This is a genomic window from Vreelandella sp. L-25, assembly GCF_056857535.1.
Genome location: NZ_JBSXNH010000082.1, coordinates 19,869 through 36,995, shown reverse-complemented (window position 1 = coordinate 36,995; position 17,127 = coordinate 19,869). Strand labels below are relative to the sequence as shown.

16 protein-coding genes and 1 tRNA gene are annotated in these 17,127 nt (G+C 56.7%); 13 read left to right on the top strand and 4 right to left on the bottom strand.

Annotated elements, in window-relative coordinates; all coding sequences use genetic code 11:
* Nucleotides 1–47: 47 nt before the first annotated feature.
* Genes AC13CN_RS13815 through nudC form a run of 4 tightly spaced genes read left to right on the top strand, consistent with a single transcriptional unit; the run spans nucleotide 48 to nucleotide 2,820 of the window.
* Complete coding sequence (locus tag AC13CN_RS13815) at nucleotides 48–845, top strand: class I SAM-dependent methyltransferase (protein ID WP_172514478.1); 798 nt, start codon at nucleotides 48–50, stop codon at nucleotides 843–845.
* Nucleotides 838–1,323, top strand: coding sequence for a ribonuclease HI (gene rnhA / locus AC13CN_RS13810; protein ID WP_058577914.1), 486 nt, complete (start codon nucleotides 838–840; stop codon nucleotides 1,321–1,323). The genes AC13CN_RS13815 and rnhA overlap by 8 nt, the downstream gene beginning before the upstream one ends.
* Nucleotides 1,305–2,054 (top strand): DNA polymerase III subunit epsilon, encoded by a 750-nt coding sequence (dnaQ, locus tag AC13CN_RS13805; protein WP_172514477.1) that lies wholly within the window; start codon nucleotides 1,305–1,307, stop codon nucleotides 2,052–2,054. The genes rnhA and dnaQ overlap by 19 nt, the downstream gene beginning before the upstream one ends.
* Complete coding sequence (gene nudC, locus AC13CN_RS13800; RefSeq protein WP_074210566.1) at nucleotides 2,047–2,820, top strand: NAD(+) diphosphatase; 774 nt, start codon at nucleotides 2,047–2,049, stop codon at nucleotides 2,818–2,820. The genes dnaQ and nudC overlap by 8 nt, the downstream gene beginning before the upstream one ends.
* 10 nt (nucleotides 2,821–2,830) lie before the next feature.
* Here nudC and AC13CN_RS13795 read toward each other — a convergent pair whose 3' ends face one another.
* Nucleotides 2,831–3,142 (bottom strand): SCP2 sterol-binding domain-containing protein, encoded by a 312-nt coding sequence (locus AC13CN_RS13795; RefSeq protein WP_074210567.1) that lies wholly within the window; start codon nucleotides 3,140–3,142, stop codon nucleotides 2,831–2,833.
* Nucleotides 3,143–3,312: 170 nt separating this feature from the next.
* Between AC13CN_RS13795 and sohB the strand changes: the two genes are divergently transcribed.
* Nucleotides 3,313–4,362, top strand: a complete 1,050-nt coding sequence (sohB, locus tag AC13CN_RS13790; RefSeq protein WP_074210568.1) for a protease SohB — start codon at nucleotides 3,313–3,315, stop codon at nucleotides 4,360–4,362.
* 48 nt (nucleotides 4,363–4,410) lie between these two features.
* On the opposite strand, the gene AC13CN_RS13785 is transcribed toward sohB, so the two are convergent.
* Nucleotides 4,411–4,731: an ArsR/SmtB family transcription factor gene (locus AC13CN_RS13785; protein WP_044629143.1), complete on the bottom strand. Its 321-nt coding sequence runs from the start codon at nucleotides 4,729–4,731 to the stop codon at nucleotides 4,411–4,413.
* Between the two features lie 266 nt (nucleotides 4,732–4,997).
* On the opposite strand from AC13CN_RS13785, the gene AC13CN_RS13780 reads away from it, so the two are divergent.
* From AC13CN_RS13780 to AC13CN_RS13770, 3 genes are all read left to right on the top strand, one after another.
* Nucleotides 4,998–6,950, top strand: a complete 1,953-nt coding sequence (locus AC13CN_RS13780) for a propionyl-CoA synthetase (RefSeq protein ID WP_084354645.1) — start codon at nucleotides 4,998–5,000, stop codon at nucleotides 6,948–6,950.
* Between the two features lie 168 nt (nucleotides 6,951–7,118).
* Nucleotides 7,119–7,787 carry a 7-cyano-7-deazaguanine/7-aminomethyl-7-deazaguanine transporter gene (locus tag AC13CN_RS13775; RefSeq protein ID WP_044629142.1) on the top strand — a complete coding sequence of 223 codons (669 nt, stop codon included), beginning with the start codon at nucleotides 7,119–7,121 and terminating at the stop codon, nucleotides 7,785–7,787.
* A gap of 16 nt (nucleotides 7,788–7,803) precedes the next feature.
* Nucleotides 7,804–8,607, top strand: a complete 804-nt coding sequence (locus tag AC13CN_RS13770; RefSeq protein ID WP_054641125.1) for an alpha/beta fold hydrolase — start codon at nucleotides 7,804–7,806, stop codon at nucleotides 8,605–8,607.
* Nucleotides 8,608–8,621: 14 nt separating this feature from the next.
* On the opposite strand, the gene AC13CN_RS13765 is transcribed toward AC13CN_RS13770, so the two are convergent.
* On the bottom strand, nucleotides 8,622–9,779 hold the full coding sequence (locus AC13CN_RS13765; protein ID WP_062361169.1) for an ABC transporter substrate-binding protein: 1,158 nt from the start codon (nucleotides 9,777–9,779) through the stop codon (nucleotides 8,622–8,624).
* Between the two features lie 147 nt (nucleotides 9,780–9,926).
* Here AC13CN_RS13765 and AC13CN_RS13760 point away from each other — a divergent pair, with 147 nt between their 5' ends.
* From AC13CN_RS13760 to AC13CN_RS13750, 3 genes are all read left to right on the top strand, one after another.
* Nucleotides 9,927–11,633, top strand: coding sequence for a potassium/proton antiporter (locus tag AC13CN_RS13760; protein ID WP_054641126.1), 1,707 nt, complete (start codon nucleotides 9,927–9,929; stop codon nucleotides 11,631–11,633).
* A gap of 58 nt (nucleotides 11,634–11,691) precedes the next feature.
* Nucleotides 11,692–11,782, top strand: a tRNA-Ser gene (locus AC13CN_RS13755).
* Between the two features lie 212 nt (nucleotides 11,783–11,994).
* Nucleotides 11,995–12,126, top strand: a complete 132-nt coding sequence (locus tag AC13CN_RS13750; protein WP_255319071.1) for a hypothetical protein — start codon at nucleotides 11,995–11,997, stop codon at nucleotides 12,124–12,126.
* A 16-nt stretch (nucleotides 12,127–12,142) separates the two neighbouring features.
* Here AC13CN_RS13750 and AC13CN_RS13745 read toward each other — a convergent pair whose 3' ends face one another.
* Nucleotides 12,143–13,030: a LysR family transcriptional regulator gene (locus AC13CN_RS13745; protein ID WP_054645082.1), complete on the bottom strand. Its 888-nt coding sequence runs from the start codon at nucleotides 13,028–13,030 to the stop codon at nucleotides 12,143–12,145.
* 130 nt (nucleotides 13,031–13,160) lie between these two features.
* On the opposite strand from AC13CN_RS13745, the gene AC13CN_RS13740 reads away from it, so the two are divergent.
* Both AC13CN_RS13740 and AC13CN_RS13735 read left to right on the top strand, forming a co-directional pair.
* Nucleotides 13,161–14,756 carry an NADH-quinone oxidoreductase subunit L gene (locus tag AC13CN_RS13740; protein ID WP_063610146.1) on the top strand — a complete coding sequence of 532 codons (1,596 nt, stop codon included), beginning with the start codon at nucleotides 13,161–13,163 and terminating at the stop codon, nucleotides 14,754–14,756.
* Nucleotides 14,753–17,116: a putative inorganic carbon transporter subunit DabA gene (locus AC13CN_RS13735; RefSeq protein WP_253557228.1), complete on the top strand. Its 2,364-nt coding sequence runs from the start codon at nucleotides 14,753–14,755 to the stop codon at nucleotides 17,114–17,116. The genes AC13CN_RS13740 and AC13CN_RS13735 overlap by 4 nt, the downstream gene beginning before the upstream one ends.
* The last annotated feature ends 11 nt before the right edge of the window (nucleotides 17,117–17,127 follow it).

The window sequence follows — 17,127 nt, the reverse complement described above, 5'->3', positions numbered from 1 at the left end:
CGCATAACGACGTTAAAAAGACGTTACTGTGGAGGGAAGCGCTGTTTATGTCAAATTCGCCAAAGGCCACCAGCCTCGCCCAGCGCATGACCAACGCGCAGGCGTACTGGCAAACAGAGGCAGGACGCGCGCTATGGGAAACCCAGCGGGCCTGCCTTGGCCCGGTGGTTGAGGGCCGTAAGGGCAGGCATAGCCTAGAGATGGGTATGGGGCCGGCATTAATGACAATGTCAGCAATCGCTCACCCGATTCGCTGGGCACCCAGCCTTGCGTTGGCAGACAGCGACTCGACGTTGGTATGCCCACCGGATCGTTTGGCGCTCCCCGACTGTTGCCTCGATACCGTTGTCATTCATCACTGGTTAGAACATCTTTCCGATGCGCACTACACGCTGCAAGAGGCCGCGCGCGTTACGGCGGATAATGGCGTGTTGGTACTGTTTGGCTTTAACCCGCTAGGCTTGAACGGGCTGACCCAGCGCTGGCGCAAGCAGCAGGCAGACTTCCCTTGGAGCGGCCATTGGCGCTCTGCGAGCCGGCTCAAGGATTGGCTGGCGTTTGTCGATTTTGAGGTGGAGCGCGTAGACTATTGCTGCTTTCGTGGCCCGATGAGCACCGCCTGCGGAGAGCGCTGGGAGGCGTTAGGGCGTCGGCATAATCTTCCTCTGGGCGAAAGTTATATGATTCAAGCGCAGCGTCGCCAGCGCCATGCACCGGTTCAGCGTGTGAAATTTGGGTTACGCGCGCCTGTGTCGCCCTCATCGTTAGGGGCCACACGCACGGGTGCGCCTATGCGGTATCCGGCAGGTCAACGTCGTCTAAAAAAGGATAGTGAACGTGAGTAAGCAAGCCGCCGAGGGGCTGCCCCGTGTGACGGTATATACCGATGGGGCCTGCCGAGGTAATCCAGGCCCGGGTGGCTGGGGGGTGGTGCTGGAAAGCGGCCCTCATCAGAAAACCTTAAAAGGCTATGAAGCAGATACGACCAATAATCGTATGGAGCTAATGGCTGCCATCATGGCACTGCGAACCCTCAATAAGCCTTGCGAAGTGGCGCTATGGACCGACTCACAATACGTGCGCCAGGGCATTACCCAGTGGATCCATAATTGGATTAAGCGCGGTTGGAAAACGGCGTCCAAGCAGCCCGTGAAAAATGCTGAGCTCTGGAAGACCCTCCACGAAGAAACCCAGCGGCATCAAGTAGAGTGGCACTGGGTAAAAGGGCACAGTGGTCATCCTGGTAATGAGCGTGCAGATGAGTTGGCTAATGAAGCCATCGATGAACACCAGAGGAGAGCGGCATGCGCCAAGTCATCCTAGATACGGAAACCACCGGCATTGACCCCAAAGATGGCCACCGACTGGTAGAGATCGGTGCCGTCGAGATGATTAATCGACGCTTTACCGGGCGCACCTACCACCAGTACATCAACCCAGAGCGCCACATCGACGCGGAAGTGGTCGCGGTACACGGCATTGACGATGCCAAAGTGGCTAATGAACCGGTCTTTGCCGAGATCGCAGATGAGTTCTGGGCGTTTATTGAAGGGGCCGAGCTGGTTATCCATAACGCGCCTTTTGATGTCGGCTTTATTGACCATGAGCTAGGCATGCTCAATAAGCGCCGCCAGGCACCCGCGTTAGGCCCGGTGCGAGATCACTGCCGTATTCTGGATACGCTAGTCATGGCACGGGAGATGCACCCAGGCCAGCGTAATAGCCTGGATGCGCTGTGTAAGCGCTACGACATCGATAATGGTCACCGGGTACTTCACGGTGCACTGTTGGATGCCGAGATTCTTGCTGATGTTTACCTAGCAATGACCGGCGGCCAAACGGCGCTAACGTTAGATGCAGAAAGTGGGGGTGACAAAAAACAGCAAAATCAGGCGAGCGAAGGGCTTTCAATACAGCGCCTCTCGCTAACCCCAGGCCAACTTCGGGTGGTGAGGCCAACTGCTGAAGAGCACGCCGCTCATCAAGCCAAATGCGAAGCGCACCAGTTGCGCTGGTTTCAAGAGCCGCTAGACGGTGCCTCTGCCGATGCTTAAACGTGAAATTCCTCATCATGCCAAAGAGGGGCGGGTCATCCGTGTCTCCCGTAGCCATATTGCGCCAGCGCCGCTCACGGGGGAATTAACGCCGTTACAGCCGTTGCAGCCCTGGAGCGAGCAGATGCAGCCACTATGCTATTGGCACGATGAACCCGTGGCGCTACTGGTAGAGAATAAGCCGGGCGATGACTGGATTGATGGACGTCAGTGGCTAAGTGAGCTACCCGCGTCATGGTTCAGCCTGCTCTCAACGGCCTTGCAGGTAGGCGCCTGGCTTGAGAACCATCGCTTCTGCGGCCGCTGCGGCGAAAAGGCGACCAAGCTTGAAGCAGAGTTCGCGATGCACTGCTATGCCTGCGGTCATCGTAACTATCCGCGTATTTCGCCCTGTATCATTACTTTGGTGACCAGTGGAGAAGCGATGCTGCTAGCCCGTAGCCTGCGTTTTCCACCTGGGCGTTACTCTACTTTGGCAGGGTTTGTTGAGCCTGGGGAGTCGGCGGAAGAGGCCGTGCATCGAGAGATATTTGAAGAGGTGGGCGTGCATGTGGACCAACTGCGTTACCACCATAGTCAGGCGTGGCCTTTTCCGCATTCGCTGATGTTTGGCTTTTTTGCCGAAGCCACCACGCGGCGCATCAGAATTGATGGCGTGGAAATTAGCGACGCCGCGTGGTTTTCGCCGCGGCAGTTACCGTCGCTGCCGCCGCCTTACTCTATTTCGCGAGACTTAATTGAAACCCACCTGGCGCGATGGCGCTAGCAGGGCAGGCTTACTGGCTGGGGAACAAGCTGGTGAGCTTAGTCGCCAGCATTACGTTGCCGGTGGCTTTCAGCTTGCCAGTCATAAAGGCTGTCATGCCGTTAATGTCACCGTTCATAATCCCTTTTAGCGTGTCGGTGCTCATGCTTAGGCTGACCGACGGATCATCGTGTTCGCCTTCGTGTACCCCGAGTGTGCCGTCCTGAATATCCAGATAGTGGCTACCGGCGTCAGAAAAATGAAACTGGAAAACCTCGTTCATACCTTTTGCAGCCTCTGGGTTAAAGCGGGACTGCAACTTTTCAATCGTAGTGGATGACATAGGTAAGTTCCTAAGCGTTAATGGGAAACATCAGGTAATGCCTAAGACGAGACTATTTCAAACATTTGTTTTAATCAAGCCTCGTGTGCAACGTATGTAGAGTATGCGTGCCAGATAGTAAAAAAAGGTAATTGTTTTAAACGTTTAAACACCGTAATAGGAGAGTGACAATGGCTGAATGGCTCGCAGAAATGGGCACATTCTTACTGCAAACAACCCTGGTAATGTTGGCGGCTGGCCTGCTGGTTTTACTGGTGCCGCGTGGTAAAGAGAGCAACGAACATGGCCTAAAACTGCATGTTGAATCTCTGAATGATCAGCGCCGAGCGCGTAACCGGCGGTTACGTGTCACCACAACTGCCCAGGGGGCGCGTAAAAAACTGGTTAAAGCGTTTCGCCACGAAGAGAAAGCTCGGCAAAAGGCGGCCAAGAAAGACAAGAGCGAGGCCCAAAACGCCCAACAAAAAGTATGGGTGCTGGATTTCCATGGCGATATTAAAGCCTCGCAAGCCGAGCAATTCGCCCAAGAGGTATCGGCGGTGATTGAGGTGGCCAGCACTGATAATGAAGTCATTGTGCGTTTGGAATCAGCAGGTGGTCTGGTACACGCCTATGGCTTAGCCGCTGCTCAATTGGACCGGCTGCGAGAGGCGGGGCTCACCACCACGGTATGCATCGACAAAGTGGCCGCCAGCGGTGGATACATGATGGCCTGTACCGCCAGCCACATTAAAGCCGCCCCGTTTGCGGTGATTGGCTCTATTGGCGTGGTCGCCCAGGTGCCCAATATTCATCGCCTTCTCAAACGCAACGATATCGATGTTGAGCTACTTACTGCCGGTAAATATAAGCGCACGTTGACCGTACTTGGGGAAAACACCCAAGAAGGGCGTGAGAAATTTATCGATGACCTAGAAAACACCCACCACCTATTTAAAACTTACGTGGCTAAGCACCGGCCCGACATGGATATTGAAAAACTTGCCACCGGAGAGATTTGGTACGGCAGTGAAGCGTTAGAGCAGAAGCTGGTGGATAGCGTGGGAACCAGCGAGGCCTATTTAGTAGAGCGTATCGCCCAAGCCCAGGTGTATCGTGTGAAGCTAGAGCCGCCGAAAACCATTAGCCGCAAAGTCGGGCTAGCGATATCGGCGGGCGTGGAGCATGCCATGGTGAAGGCTCTGGGCGTGATCGACGCGGCGGGCTGGCAACGTCGTTAGATTCGCTTGAACAGCGAGTGCTAAGTAGCCAAGACTGAGTGCCCAATACTAGGCAGCATAGTGTTGCGCCAGGGTGTTAATAATTGCCTTGGCGCTTTCGCTGCTGAGTGAATAATAGATGGTTTGAGACTCCCGCCGCGTATTGACCAACTGGTCGCGACGCAAAATCGCCAAGTGCTGAGAAAGCGCCGACTGGCTCAATGAAAGCTGCTGATTAATTTGCGTTACCGACAGCTCTTTTTCTGCCAACAAACACAGGATCTGCAGGCGTTTTTCATTCGCCAACGCTTTGAGCAGGTTAGTGCCTGCTTCAATAGCATGACAGTTATGTTCCAGAAGACGTTCAGCGGCGCTAGTAGAAGCAGACATGAGGATCTCCTTGCCTACACTGTAGTGACAGCGTTGTTATAGATTATGTGGCCATCGTCGCGTCGCGAGGATTGGGTTGTTTAATGATCAGTAATTTAGCGGTTTTTGTCCAAATATGGGTTTAACGCTCTATCAATGGTAGTGAAGGCTTTTTTGTCGACAATGTCTGCGTTTGGCTACGGCTTTGGTCGCGTTTTATCCCATAGTATGAGGGTGAAATTGATGGTTACTTTATAAAGTGTCAACAATTCATCTTTGCTTCGAAGATGCTTATCAACCGACACAATAATCACAAGGTCACCATGAGCCTCTATCAGCGCACCTACCAGCACTCTATTGAGCATCCTGAGACTTTCTGGGCCGAGCAGGCCAAAAAGCTGCCTTGGTACACGCCGCCTAGCACCATCCTTACCTATGACGACCAGCAGCACGCTCGCTGGTTTGGCGATGGCGAACTGAATATTTGCTATGCCGCCATTGACTACCACGTTGAGCAAGGGCGCGGTGATCAACCCGCCATTTATTGGGACTCACCGGTTACTCAATCCAAGCAAACCATTAACTACCTTGAGCTACGCGACCGGGTGGCGCGGTTTGCTGGCGGTCTTGCCAAGCTGGGGGTAACCAAAGGCGACCGTGTCATTATTTATATGCCCATGGTGCCTGAGGCATTGATTGCCATGTACGCCTGCGCCCGTTTAGGCGCGGTGCACTCGGTAGTGTTTGGCGGCTTTGCGCCCCACGAGCTGGCAGCTCGCATTGAAGATGCCGAACCGAAAGTAGTGATTGCTGCTTCCTGTGGAGTCGAAGTTGATAAAGTGCTGCCCTATAAGCCCATTGTCGAAAAAGCTATCTCGCTGAGCAGCTTCAAGCCAGATGCTTGCGTGGTATTTCAGCGCGAAGCGCATCGTGCAGAGTTACAACCTGGCGATGTGGACTGGCAAGAACTCGTGGCAGATGCTCCCTTTGTGGATTGCGTACCCGTGAAAGCCACCGACCCGCTGTATGTGCTCTATACCTCCGGCACTACCGGTAAGCCCAAAGGAGTGGTGCGAGACACTGGCGGCTATGCGGTCGCCTTGGCCTATTCGATGGAAGTGATTTACGACCTTAATCCAGGCGATGTGATGTTTACCGCCTCGGATGTGGGTTGGGTCGTGGGGCACTCGTATATTGTTTACGCACCGCTACTGCGTGGCTGTACCACCGTGGTATACGAAGGTAAGCCCGTGAAAACACCAGACGCGGGTGCATTTTGGCGCTTGATTGAAGAGTACAAAGTGAAGAGCTTCTTTACAGCTCCCACAGCGTTCCGGGCGATGAAAAAAGAGGACCCTGACGCCAAGCAGTTGGAAAAGTACGATATCAGCAGCCTGCAGCACTTATATGTTGCTGGTGAGCGCTTAGATCCACCGACTTTTCATTGGTTGGATGACCTGCTCGATGTGCCGGTCATCGACCACTGGTGGCAAACTGAAACCGGCTGGCCGATTGCCGCCAACTTGCCGGGCATTGAAGCAGCGGCCACTAAGGCGGGCTCTGCCACTTACCCGGTGCCCGGCTTCAACGTGCAGATTCTTGACCGCGACGGCGAACAGGCGCCCGCCATGCAACAGGGCAGCGTCGTCATCAAGCAGCCGATGCCGCCGGGGTGTTTGGTGGGTGTATGGCGTGATCCGCAGCGCTTTCACAGTGCCTACATGGCCGCTTACCCTGGCTATTACCTAACCGGCGACGGCGGCTACTTTGATGAGGAGGGCTACCTGTTCATCATGGGGCGCACCGATGATGTGATTAACGTAGCGGGTCATCGCCTTTCTACCGGTGAGATGGAAGAAGTAGTAGGCGCGCATCCGGCAGTGGCGGAATGTGCGGTAATCGGCATTCATGATGAACTAAAAGGGCAGCTACCGGTGGGGCTAGTGATTCCCAAAGATGGCTTTAACGGCGACGAAGCAACCCTGGAAGCAGAACTGATTGAGCGCATGCGTCAACATATCGGCCCCATCGCCTGTTTTAAGCAGGTGCTGGTAGTGAACCGGTTGCCCAAAACCCGCTCGGGCAAGATACTGCGCAAACTGCTGCGCAATATCGCCGATGGAAAATCCTTCGGCATTCCCTCTACCATTGATGACCCCACCAGTTTGGAAGATGTGCATGCAGCGATGCGTGAACGCAACGTGGGTGCTGCCGATCAAGCAACCTCCACCGATAGCTAATAAGCATCTTCTCTGCCACGCTCAAACCACGCACAAAGCCGCCCAACCCCATGAGCGGCTTTGTGCGTTTGCCGTGAGGAACGCGTATAATGCGCGCCCCAGTGGCGCTCAACGCGCTTTTTCGAGGGTTCCCTAACCCCTCTATCAACCAAAAAAAGGCCAATCTGTATGTTTGCTTTAACCGACGCTCAGCATCGCCGTTGTCTCATGGTAATGGTCGCCTTCCATATCGCCATCATTGCTGCCAGTAACTATCTGGTGCAGCTACCGTTTACGCTGTTTGGGTTTCATACCACCTGGGGCGCGTTCAGCTTTCCGTTTATCTTTCTAGCCACCGACTTAACGGTGCGCCTATTTGGTAAAGGGCCAGCCCGCACGATTATCCTACGCGTGATGTTTCCGGCGCTGTTGGTGTCTTACGTGGTGTCAGTGATCTTCCCACGCGGCAGCTTTGCCGGCATTGAGGCACTCGGCGAGTGGAACCTGTTTGTTGCCCGCATTGCAGTTGCCAGCTTCCTTGCTTACGTATTGGGGCAACTGCTCGATGTGCAGGTGTTTGACCGCCTGCGCCAGTGGGCGTGGTGGGTCGCACCTGTGTGCTCGACCATTCTGGGCAATCTTGCCGATACGTTTGCCTTCTTTGCCACCGCCTTCTATAACAGTCCTGACCCCTTTATGGCTCAGCACTGGGTAGAAATTGCTGCCGTTGACTACGCCATTAAGCTGGGCATTAGCCTGCTGTTCTTCCTGCCCCTCTATGGCCTGCTGCTCGCATGGCTAACGCGTCGTTTGGTGGTATGGACAGGGCAGGACGATGCTGCGCCGCGAACCGCTTAACCGATAAGGAAATAGCATGACCGACAATGTCCCCGTGGATCTTTACGCGATTGACCTGCCTGCTGACGCCGACACGGATAGCCAGCCGCTGGTCGTGATTCATGGCTTGCTCGGCAGTGCCGATAATTGGCGCTCGCATTTGAAAGTATGGCAGCGCAAGCGCCGGGTAGTGGCGGTGGACCTGCGTAATCACGGACGCTCCCCACACGCAGAAGGCATGAGCTATAGCGCCATGAGCCAGGATGTGCTGGCAGCGTTAGATAAGCTGGGTATTGAGCAAGCGCATATTTTAGGCCACTCCATGGGCGGCAAGGTAGCCATTACGCTGGCGCGCCAAGCGCCGCAGCGTTGCCTCTCGCTAATGGTGGCCGATATTGCCCCGGTGGCCTATCAGCACGGCCATGACGATGTGTTTGCTGCCCTGGAGCAAGTACGAAAAGGCAAGCCAACCAATCGCCGCGAAGCAGACGCCCTGCTAGCAGAGCACGTCGATTCGCGCCCTACGCGGCTGTTTTTGGCCACCAACCTCGTGCGCGATGAGCAGGGCATTATGGGCGTGCGGGTTGGCCTGGATGAAATCCAACGCGGCTACGAGGCCATTATCGGTGAGCCCGATGGTGATTCCCCGTTTGAAGGCGCGACGCTGGTACTGCGCGGTGCCAATTCCCACTACGTGAGCGACGATATGCTGCCAGCGCTGCGTGAAGTGCTGCCTCGGGCGCGGCTGGTCACCCTCAAAAACGCTGGCCACTGGCTGCATGCCGACCAGCCTGATGCGTTTCAGCAAGCGATCGACGCCTTTATAGCGGCGCAATCGTAATTACGGCGTGCGGGTTAGCGCTCCATCAGTAAGTGGGGGTTCACCGCCAGCCGCGTGACGGGAATTGAATTTTCTGTGACGCCCGCACTCTGCAAGTAGCTTTCAAACGCCGCATAGCGCCGCTCGTCTAGTGCCGCAGGGCTTAACGCAACGCGGCGGAGCAGGTCATCCCACGCCTCTTGATTGATGGGGTTATCCAGTACGGGGTGTGTTGTGACCAGCAGCGTCCAGGCTTCTTCAGGGTGCTCAATCATCCAGTTGCTGGCCTCTTCCAGAGCGATTAGCACCCGCGACCAGGTGGTGGCCTGACGAGCAACGGAGTCGCTATTGGCTAATAGAATCAGCCCATCGTGGCGCGGGATATCGATGTCGCTGTAGCGCACGGTATGAGTGACGATGCCATCGGAGGCGAGCTGCTGGGGTAGCGTATGAAAAAAACCATCCGCCACGGCGTCTACTCTGCTCGAACGTAGTGCATCGGCGGCATCAAAATGGACGCTTTCAGGCGCAACGAAGTCATCGACTTGGCGCACTGAACGGGGCAGAAGTTGTTCCACTAACACATCACGCCCCTCGCGGGTGGAATAACCGTAGTGTAAATCGGCTAGGGCGTCGGCAACCGCTGCGGGTGCTGGCGCTTCACCTGACACGATCACTGCATTTAACGGTGTTTCTATCAGCGTGGCGATGCGTGTAATTGGCGCGCCATCGTGGGCATGTAAATGTAGCAGCGGCTGGCGGGTGAGCGCTAAATCAACTTCTCCGGCCGCCAGCAGCTTAATCGCAATGGATGGGTCGGCTGGGGTTAATAGCTCGATTTCAAGCCCTTGGGCAGCAAACAGGGCCCGCTCTTTCGCCACGATGAGGGCGGCATGCTGGGGGCTTAAGTACCAATCTAGCATCAGCGTTAGCTGTTTCAGTGGCGGCGGATCGAGAGGGGGCGGGGGAATCACCGCCATACTGGGCGCTTCTTCAGGTACTTCAGCTGCGCTGTTATCGCCTGCGGGCCACAGCCCTTCAGGAAGCGCTACATCGCTTTCTAAAGAAAGAGGGGCGTCGAGGTTTCCTGAATCACGCTCTTCGTTTGCGTAAGTTGCTGAAAATGAAAATAATAAAAAAAAGAACAGTGACAGTGCTAGAAATGAACGTTCACGCCAAAAAGCGTTCAACATAACCTCAACTCCCGATGGTAGGACGGCGGAGTTTAGCTGTCAGGCAAAGCATCTGGCTAGTCCCTTGCATAAACCTAGCGAACACGCTCAGTAAATTCAGCAACGATATGCAATAATAGAACGGCATTAATGTAGAGATGGAGAGACATGGACGCAATTTATACGTTCTTCCTAGTGGGTGGTTCCCTAATGGCGCTCAGCATCCTCGCGAGTCGTCTCTCTTCCATGGTGGGCGTACCGATACTGCTGATTTTCTTGGGCCTCGGGATGTTGGCCGGAGAGGAAGGCCTGCTAGGCGTCGAGTTCGATGACTATTCCATGGCCTTTACGATCGGCCATCTAGCGCTCGCCATGATTCTGCTCGATGGTGGGTTGCGCACGCGTCTCAAAACATTCCGAGTCGGGTTTCGTCCTGCGCTCTCTCTGGCGACGTTCGGTGTCTTCATTACCAGCGCCATCGTCGGCGTCATTGCCATGTGGGTATTTGATCTCTCCTTGGTGCAAGGGCTGCTGGTAGGTGCCATCGTCGGGTCTACCGATGCTGCGGCGGTCTTCTCCATGTTAAGCGGACGGGGAGTGAACCTTAACGAACGGGTAGGGGCGACGCTGGAAATCGAATCGGGTACCAACGACCCGATGGCGATCTTTCTAACACTGATGCTGGTAGAGCTGCTGGTCGGTGACATCGGCGCTGTCAGCGAAACGTTGCTGTTCTTCGTTTCTCAGTTTGGTATTGGGTTGGCCGTCGGCATTGGGGGCGGATGGCTTAGCGCTAAACTGCTCCGCTGGCTGGACTTGGCACCTGGTCTTTATGCCATGCTGGCGCTGGCACTTGGCTTTAGCGTGTTCGGGTTGACCAGCGTGCTGGGAGGCAGCGGCTTTTTAGCGATTTATCTAGCGGGCCTGATGATTGGTAATCAGCCAGGCCGCCACCTCAATTTCATCCTGCCCGTACACGATGGTTTGGCCTGGTTGAGCCAAATTGGCTTGTTCTTGGTGCTGGGATTGCTGGTGACGCCCAGCGAGCTTTGGGACGTGGCCCTGCCCGCTGGCTTCGTTGCGTTGGCGTTGATCTTCGTTGCTCGCCCGCTGGCCGTCTTGATTAGCATTAAACCCTTTTTCAAATTCCGTTGGCGCGAAACCCTCTTCATTGCCTGGGTCGGCCTGCGCGGAGCCGTTCCGATCGTGCTCGCCATTTTTCCAGTGATTGGCGGAGTCGAAAACGCGTCGCTCTACTTTAATGTCGCCTTTGCGGTGGTGCTGATGTCGCTGCTGATTCAAGGCGGCTCTCTCACCCTCATGGCCCGCTGGCTGAAAGTAGAAGTACCCGCGGGTACCATGCCCAACCGTCGCGGTCCACTGGGCATCCTGCCGGAAAACGATTTTGAAATGTTCGTCTACACGGTAGAAAACCAGGACTTGGACGATGTGCCTATCCGGCTGCTGCGGTTTCCCTCCGGCGCCTTGATCTCGGCGTTGTTCCGCAACCATGTCATGCTCCACCCCAAAGGCAGCACCCGACTGAAACTGGGGGATGTGGTCTGCGTGATTGGTCGCAGTGAAGACCTGGTGGCCCTGAATCGCCTGTTCAATGGCGATGCCAAGCTCAAGCAAGAGCGCGCCTTCTTTGGCACCTTTACTTTGGACGGCAACGCCCAAATGCAGGATATCGCCCAAGCCTATGGCTTGACACTGAGCCCCGGCGAGCAGGAGATGACCCTGGCCGAGTTCGTCTCTCTGCGGGTAGGCGGCCACCCAGTGGTGGGGGACGACGTGGACTGGCACGGCATTCACTGGGTCGTCAGTGAAATGGAAGGCGGCGACATTACCCGGGTAGGCTTAAGGCTCTACTAATTTATTCAAAAGGCGTTGACTTACAAGGAGAAGCTGTTATTATACGCACCCATAAGCCGGAGGGATGGCAGAGCGGTTGAATGCACCGGTCTTGAAAACCGGCATAGGTTAATAGCCTATCCAGGGTTCGAATCCCTGTCCCTCCGCCATTATTGAAAAAGCCCGTAAAGTCAATGACTTACGGGCTTTGGTTTTTTGTATTCTAACCACTTTTTCTAACCATTTTTTTGAGAGATATTCTCAGGTAGTCATGCTGGATATATTTCCAGTTTTATGGTGAAAAGTCGGTTCCCCTCCTGACCTTCTTTCTAGCCTTTCGTATGCCAGCGGGTCGCTCTTGCTGCACAGCAAGCGGGAAGCTATGAAAGAGATGGAGCGCATAGAGCAGCGAGAGCGCGCCCTAGTGGAGCGCCTTAAAACCGCTTCGCCGTTGTCTTTTGCCGGCGCTATTGAAGCCGCCGAGCGGGGTGTGGCGGGCTTGTTGGCTAAGTAGAGCGCTTGCCTACGCGCTAATCAAGCAGCGATTCGCCAGAGCGAGTGAGCAGCGCTTTTAGGCTGGGGGATTCAAACCGGCGTTGAATGGTAATGGCGTAGAATTCTTCCCATACGCCGGGCAGCGCGCCGTAATCTTTTAGCGTGCCGTTGTGCAGCTCGTCACGTACTACCACGGGGGGCATAACGGCAATGTGCTGCGTGTCCCGCGCCAGTAGGCGCATCATTGCCATGTCGTCGACTTCGGCGGCAATCTTGGGCGTTAGCCGGTAGTGGCTGCACAGCTGGTCGAAGGCGTGGCGAGTGGCGTTTTCAACCCCAGGCAGAATAAACGCGTGGCCGTTTAAGCCTTTGGGAAAAGCAGGGGGCGGCGAGAGGTGGGGTGCTGCAATTAAACTTACCGGCTGGCGCGCTAACCGCTGGGAGCGCCAGGGGTGTTCACTATCGCCACGCACGGGTTGGTTAGAGAGCACCACGTCTAGCTTGTGGGCCGAAAGCCGCCTTAGCAGGTCATCCAGACCACCGCTTTGCAGTATCAAATCTAGGTCGTCTCGGCCCAGCAGCGGCCGTACAAATCCTTCCTGAAAGTTGCGCGATAGCGTGGCCACTGCCCCGACGCGCACCACTTCGCGATGGGCGTGGCCGCCTTCAGCAAACAGCGCGCTCAGCTCTTCGCCTTGGGTGAAGATGATTTCCGCGTAATCAAACGCCATCCTGCCCGCTTCGGAAAGGTGCAGCTGCCGCCCTTCGCGAATAAACAGCGCTTGGCCTAGGCGCTCCTCTAACTGACGAATTTGCTGGGAAAGCGACGACTGTGACACGTGCAGCGCTTCGGCCGTGCGGGTCAGGTGGCCTGATTTCGCCACTTGCCAAAAATAGTAAAGGTGATGGTAGTTGAGCTTCATGGCAGAGGGGCCTCAGGCTGCGTGTTGGCTATTTGTTCTGTTTTAAAGAACGATTCTTTAAAAATAAACTATTTTTTATATGGTGGCGAGCTGGGCATAGTTTGTGGCATACGACTGAAGGGGAAAGGCTATGCCACATTTCATCAACATAACGGTGCTATCACTGCTAGCGCTGTGGTTACTGGTCCCGGTTTCGCTGTTAGTGATGGCGGGCGTCAGCGCACGGGCCAGCACGCCCGCATCGCTGAAGCGCGCTTGGCAAATAGGCCGCTGGTTAACGGCAAGTGCGCTGGTCGCGAGCCTAGCGGTGGGCGGGCTACTGGTGCTGGATGCGCTGGGTGTACCTACCGGCTTGCCCGAAGCCGCTCAGCCGCTGGGCTTGTATCCGGATGGCTTGGCCGTGTGGATGGCGCTACTCATCAGCCTGTTAGGCACGGTGCTGCTGCGTTTTGCAGAGAACTACCTAAAGGGCGACCGTGGCGAGCGTCGGTTTTTGCCCTGGTGTTTGGTGGTGCTGGCAAGCGTGATGCTGCTGGTCTTTACCCATCACTTGGTCGTGATGCTGATTGCCTGGGTGGGAGTGAGTGTGGCGCTGCACCACTTATTAACGCTCTACCCTGAGCGTGTGGAAGCCCAACGGGCGGCATGGCAAAAATTTGTGGTTAGCCGTATAGGCGATGCGGCGCTGATTGTAGCGGTAGTGCTTTTATATGCACGTTTCGGTACCTTTCAGCTACCTGAGCTGTTTGCGGCCGCTGCGGCGTCCTCTAGCGGCTGGCAGGTGGAGGCCGCCTCGGTGGCGCTGGCCATCGCGGCACTGTGCAAATGCGCCCAGGTGCCGATGCATGGCTGGTTGATCAAAGTGATGGAAGCGCCCACGCCGGTCTCCGCGCTGCTGCATGCGGGGGTGATTAACCTGGGGGGCTTTGTGTGGCTGCGTTTGTTCCCGGTGTTTGATGGCCTAACGCTGGGCCACTACCTGCTCATTGCGGTGGGTGGTTTTACCGCACTGGTCGCGGTGATGACGATGCTGACCCAAACCTCCGTCAAGCATGCTCTAGCGTGGTCTACCTGCGCGCAAATGGGCTTTATGCTGTTCGAAATTGGCGTAGGGGCGTACACCTTGGCGCTGGCTCACCTGTTGGCGCACTCGCTTTACAAAGCTCACTCTTTCTTGGCGTCTGGCCGTACCGTGAGGGCCTCGCGCTGTGAGCGCCTGCCGCTTGCACCGCTGCGTCACCGTCTTTCTCTTGCGCTGCCTGCGGCCGCTGTCGCGGCGATGGTACTGATGCTGTGGCCCTCGCTGGTTAGCCATAATCCGCTGCTGGGTGCACTGCTTAGCTTGGCGGTGGGCAGCACGCTGTTGGGCATGCCGGTGGGCACCGCCAAACCCAAGCGTTTAGCGCTGGTAGGAATGGCGCTTGCCCTGGTGCCGTTGTATGCCTTGCTACACAGCGTGCTGGCACCTGCACTGCCCAGCGCCTACACGCCCTTAACACTCACGGCAGGACTTTTAGGGACACTGATGCTGGCAAGCCTAGTGTTGGCCGCTGGAGCCGTCACGCTGTTCCCTCAGGCTGCCTGGGTAGCCCGCTGGCGCGTTCACTTTAGCCAGGGGCTTTACCTGGCACTGCCGTTTCAGCGTGCGGTGGATGCGGTAGCCCCCATTCGTGCCTGGTCGCGTCCTTCATCGCTTGCCCCTGGTTTAAAAGGAGAGTGGTCATGAGTCAGCCTATTGCCGTAGACACATCCTCACACCATTCGTCAGTGCCGTCGCCAGAGCAGTATCGCGATGCGCTAATGCGCGCGACCGACGCCATTGCCCCGGTGTGGCCGCTGGACCAGTGGATTGCGGTGAACCCATGGTGGGGCCTGAAACATCAGCCCATTGAGCAGGTGAGCCACGCGCTCAGCCGCCGGGCCGGGCAGCCAATGACCATGCCTGCCGAGTTTTATCGTAATGCTTGGGAATCGGGCCGGATTACCCCGCAAGACCTGCAGCAGGTGCTGCGCCAAGGCGGCTACGCCTATAGCGAGCAGAGCTTAGTGAGCTACTTGGCAACACCGCCAAAGCCGGTAACGCCGCTACGCAGCGCCTGGGATTCCCTGGCAGGGCATGACGGGTTTGAACCGCTGGCGGAGAGCTGTGCGAGCTACTTCGATCACCATCAACAGCGCTGGGCAAGCCGTTTTGTGCCTTCGCTTTATCACTTCTGGAAAACGTCGGCACAACACGATCTGCGCTGGCCTAAAGCGCAGCGCCAGGCGTTACAAGCTCTGCCAGATGACCCCACAGCAGCGGTTGAGCAAATAGCTGAGGATTGGGCGCTCACCCCAGAAGCGTTTGAAGTACTGGCCCACACCCTGTTGTTACGGATTAACGGCTGGGCTTCCTGGTGCCAAGGCATTGGTTGGCATACCGCCCACCAGCAGGCAGAGGCGGGCATTACCCAGCTGGCTGCCATGGTACTGGCATGGGAGTGGATAGGCGTTGACCAGCTCACCAGCATCCAACAGAGCGAGTGGTTTGCCCAGTGGCAAACCGCCGATGCGGGCATTACTTCTCCGCATGAGGCGCTGTGGTGTTGGCAGCATGCCTATGAGCTGGGCTATCAGCGGGCGCTAGCCATAACGTTAGCCGCGCCGAGTGCCGAGTCTTCCTCCGCTCCCAAGGTACAGGCTGCGTTCTGTATCGATGTACGCTCTGAGCGGTTCCGTCGCCATTTAGAGCAGGCCACCCCTACCGTTGCCACATTAGGCGTCGCGGGGTTCTTCGCTATGCCGGTGGCCGATGCGGCTACAGGGCCTGAGCGTGCCCAGCCCCGCGTGCCGGGGTTGTTAAAACCTGCTTATCGGGTGGGCTCTTTGCAGCCGCAGCAGCGGGGCGTTCAGCGCTATCAAAAAGAGAGCCAGCGCCAAAGCGTGCGCCACGCGAAGTACGCGCCGCTTTCAACCTTCACCCTGGTGGAAACAACCGGCATTGCCTGGGGCTGGAAGCTGATCAAAGACAGCCTGCGTAAACAGGCAACCGTGCCCCAGTGCGAAGCGCCCGCCGGGCTTTTTCACACCTACGACGGCGAGCCAATTGCCCGCCATGAAAAAATAGCGCTGGCGAAAAACCTGCTAACGCTGCTGGGAACCCCCACGGCGTCGCTGCTGGTGCTGGTGGGCCACGACTCCCAAAGCGAAAACAACCCGCATCACGCCGGGCTGACCTGCGGGGCCTGCGGCGGGCAGGGCGGCGGCATGAATGCGCGAGTGGCCGCTGCGCTGCTGAACGACCCGGAAGTACAGCAGGCCGTACAACACGCAGGTATGACGTTGCCCAGCCCTTTTCACGTATTGGCCGCCACCCACTGCACGCTCACCGACCGCGTGCACGTCTATCGGGATGAGCAGATGCCCGAAGCGCTAGAAGACGCGCTGGCCGCATTTGAAAGCGGTGTACACGTGGCGGGTGAGGCTACTCGTCTAGAGCGGGCACCTGACCTGGGGGTGGATGACGCCGACCCTATTGAGCGCCTGAAAACCTTCGCTACGCGCGGTGCCGACTGGTCGCAACCACGACCTGAGTGGGGGTTGGTAAATAACGCCGCGCTTATTTTAGCGCCACGGGCGCGTACCCAAGGGAAAGCGTTGGAAGGGCGCGCGTTCTTGCACGACTACCACCCAGAGCAAGATCCAGAAGGCAAGGTGTTAGAAGGGCTGATGATGGCACCGATGCTGGTGGCCAGTTGGATCAACCTGCAGTACTACGCGTCTACCGTGGTGCCTGGGCTGTACGGCGCGGGCAATAAGCTGCTGCATTCAGTGGTGGGTGGCCATGTGGGTGTTATTGAAGGTAATTCGCCCCAACTGCGCATTGGCCTGCCGGAGCAGTCGCTGCGCGATGGCGAGAAGCTTCATCACGAGCCGCTGCGCTTAACCGTGGTGATCGACGCGCCCAGAGAACGCATCGAAGCGATTATTGAACGCCAGCCGGTAGTGGCCGATTTAATCAACCACCGCTGGCTGTGGCTCACCCGGATGGGGGATAACGGCCTTGAGCGCTATTCGCCAGAAGGCTGGCAGCCGGTTGCCGTTTGAGGGGCGAGCTA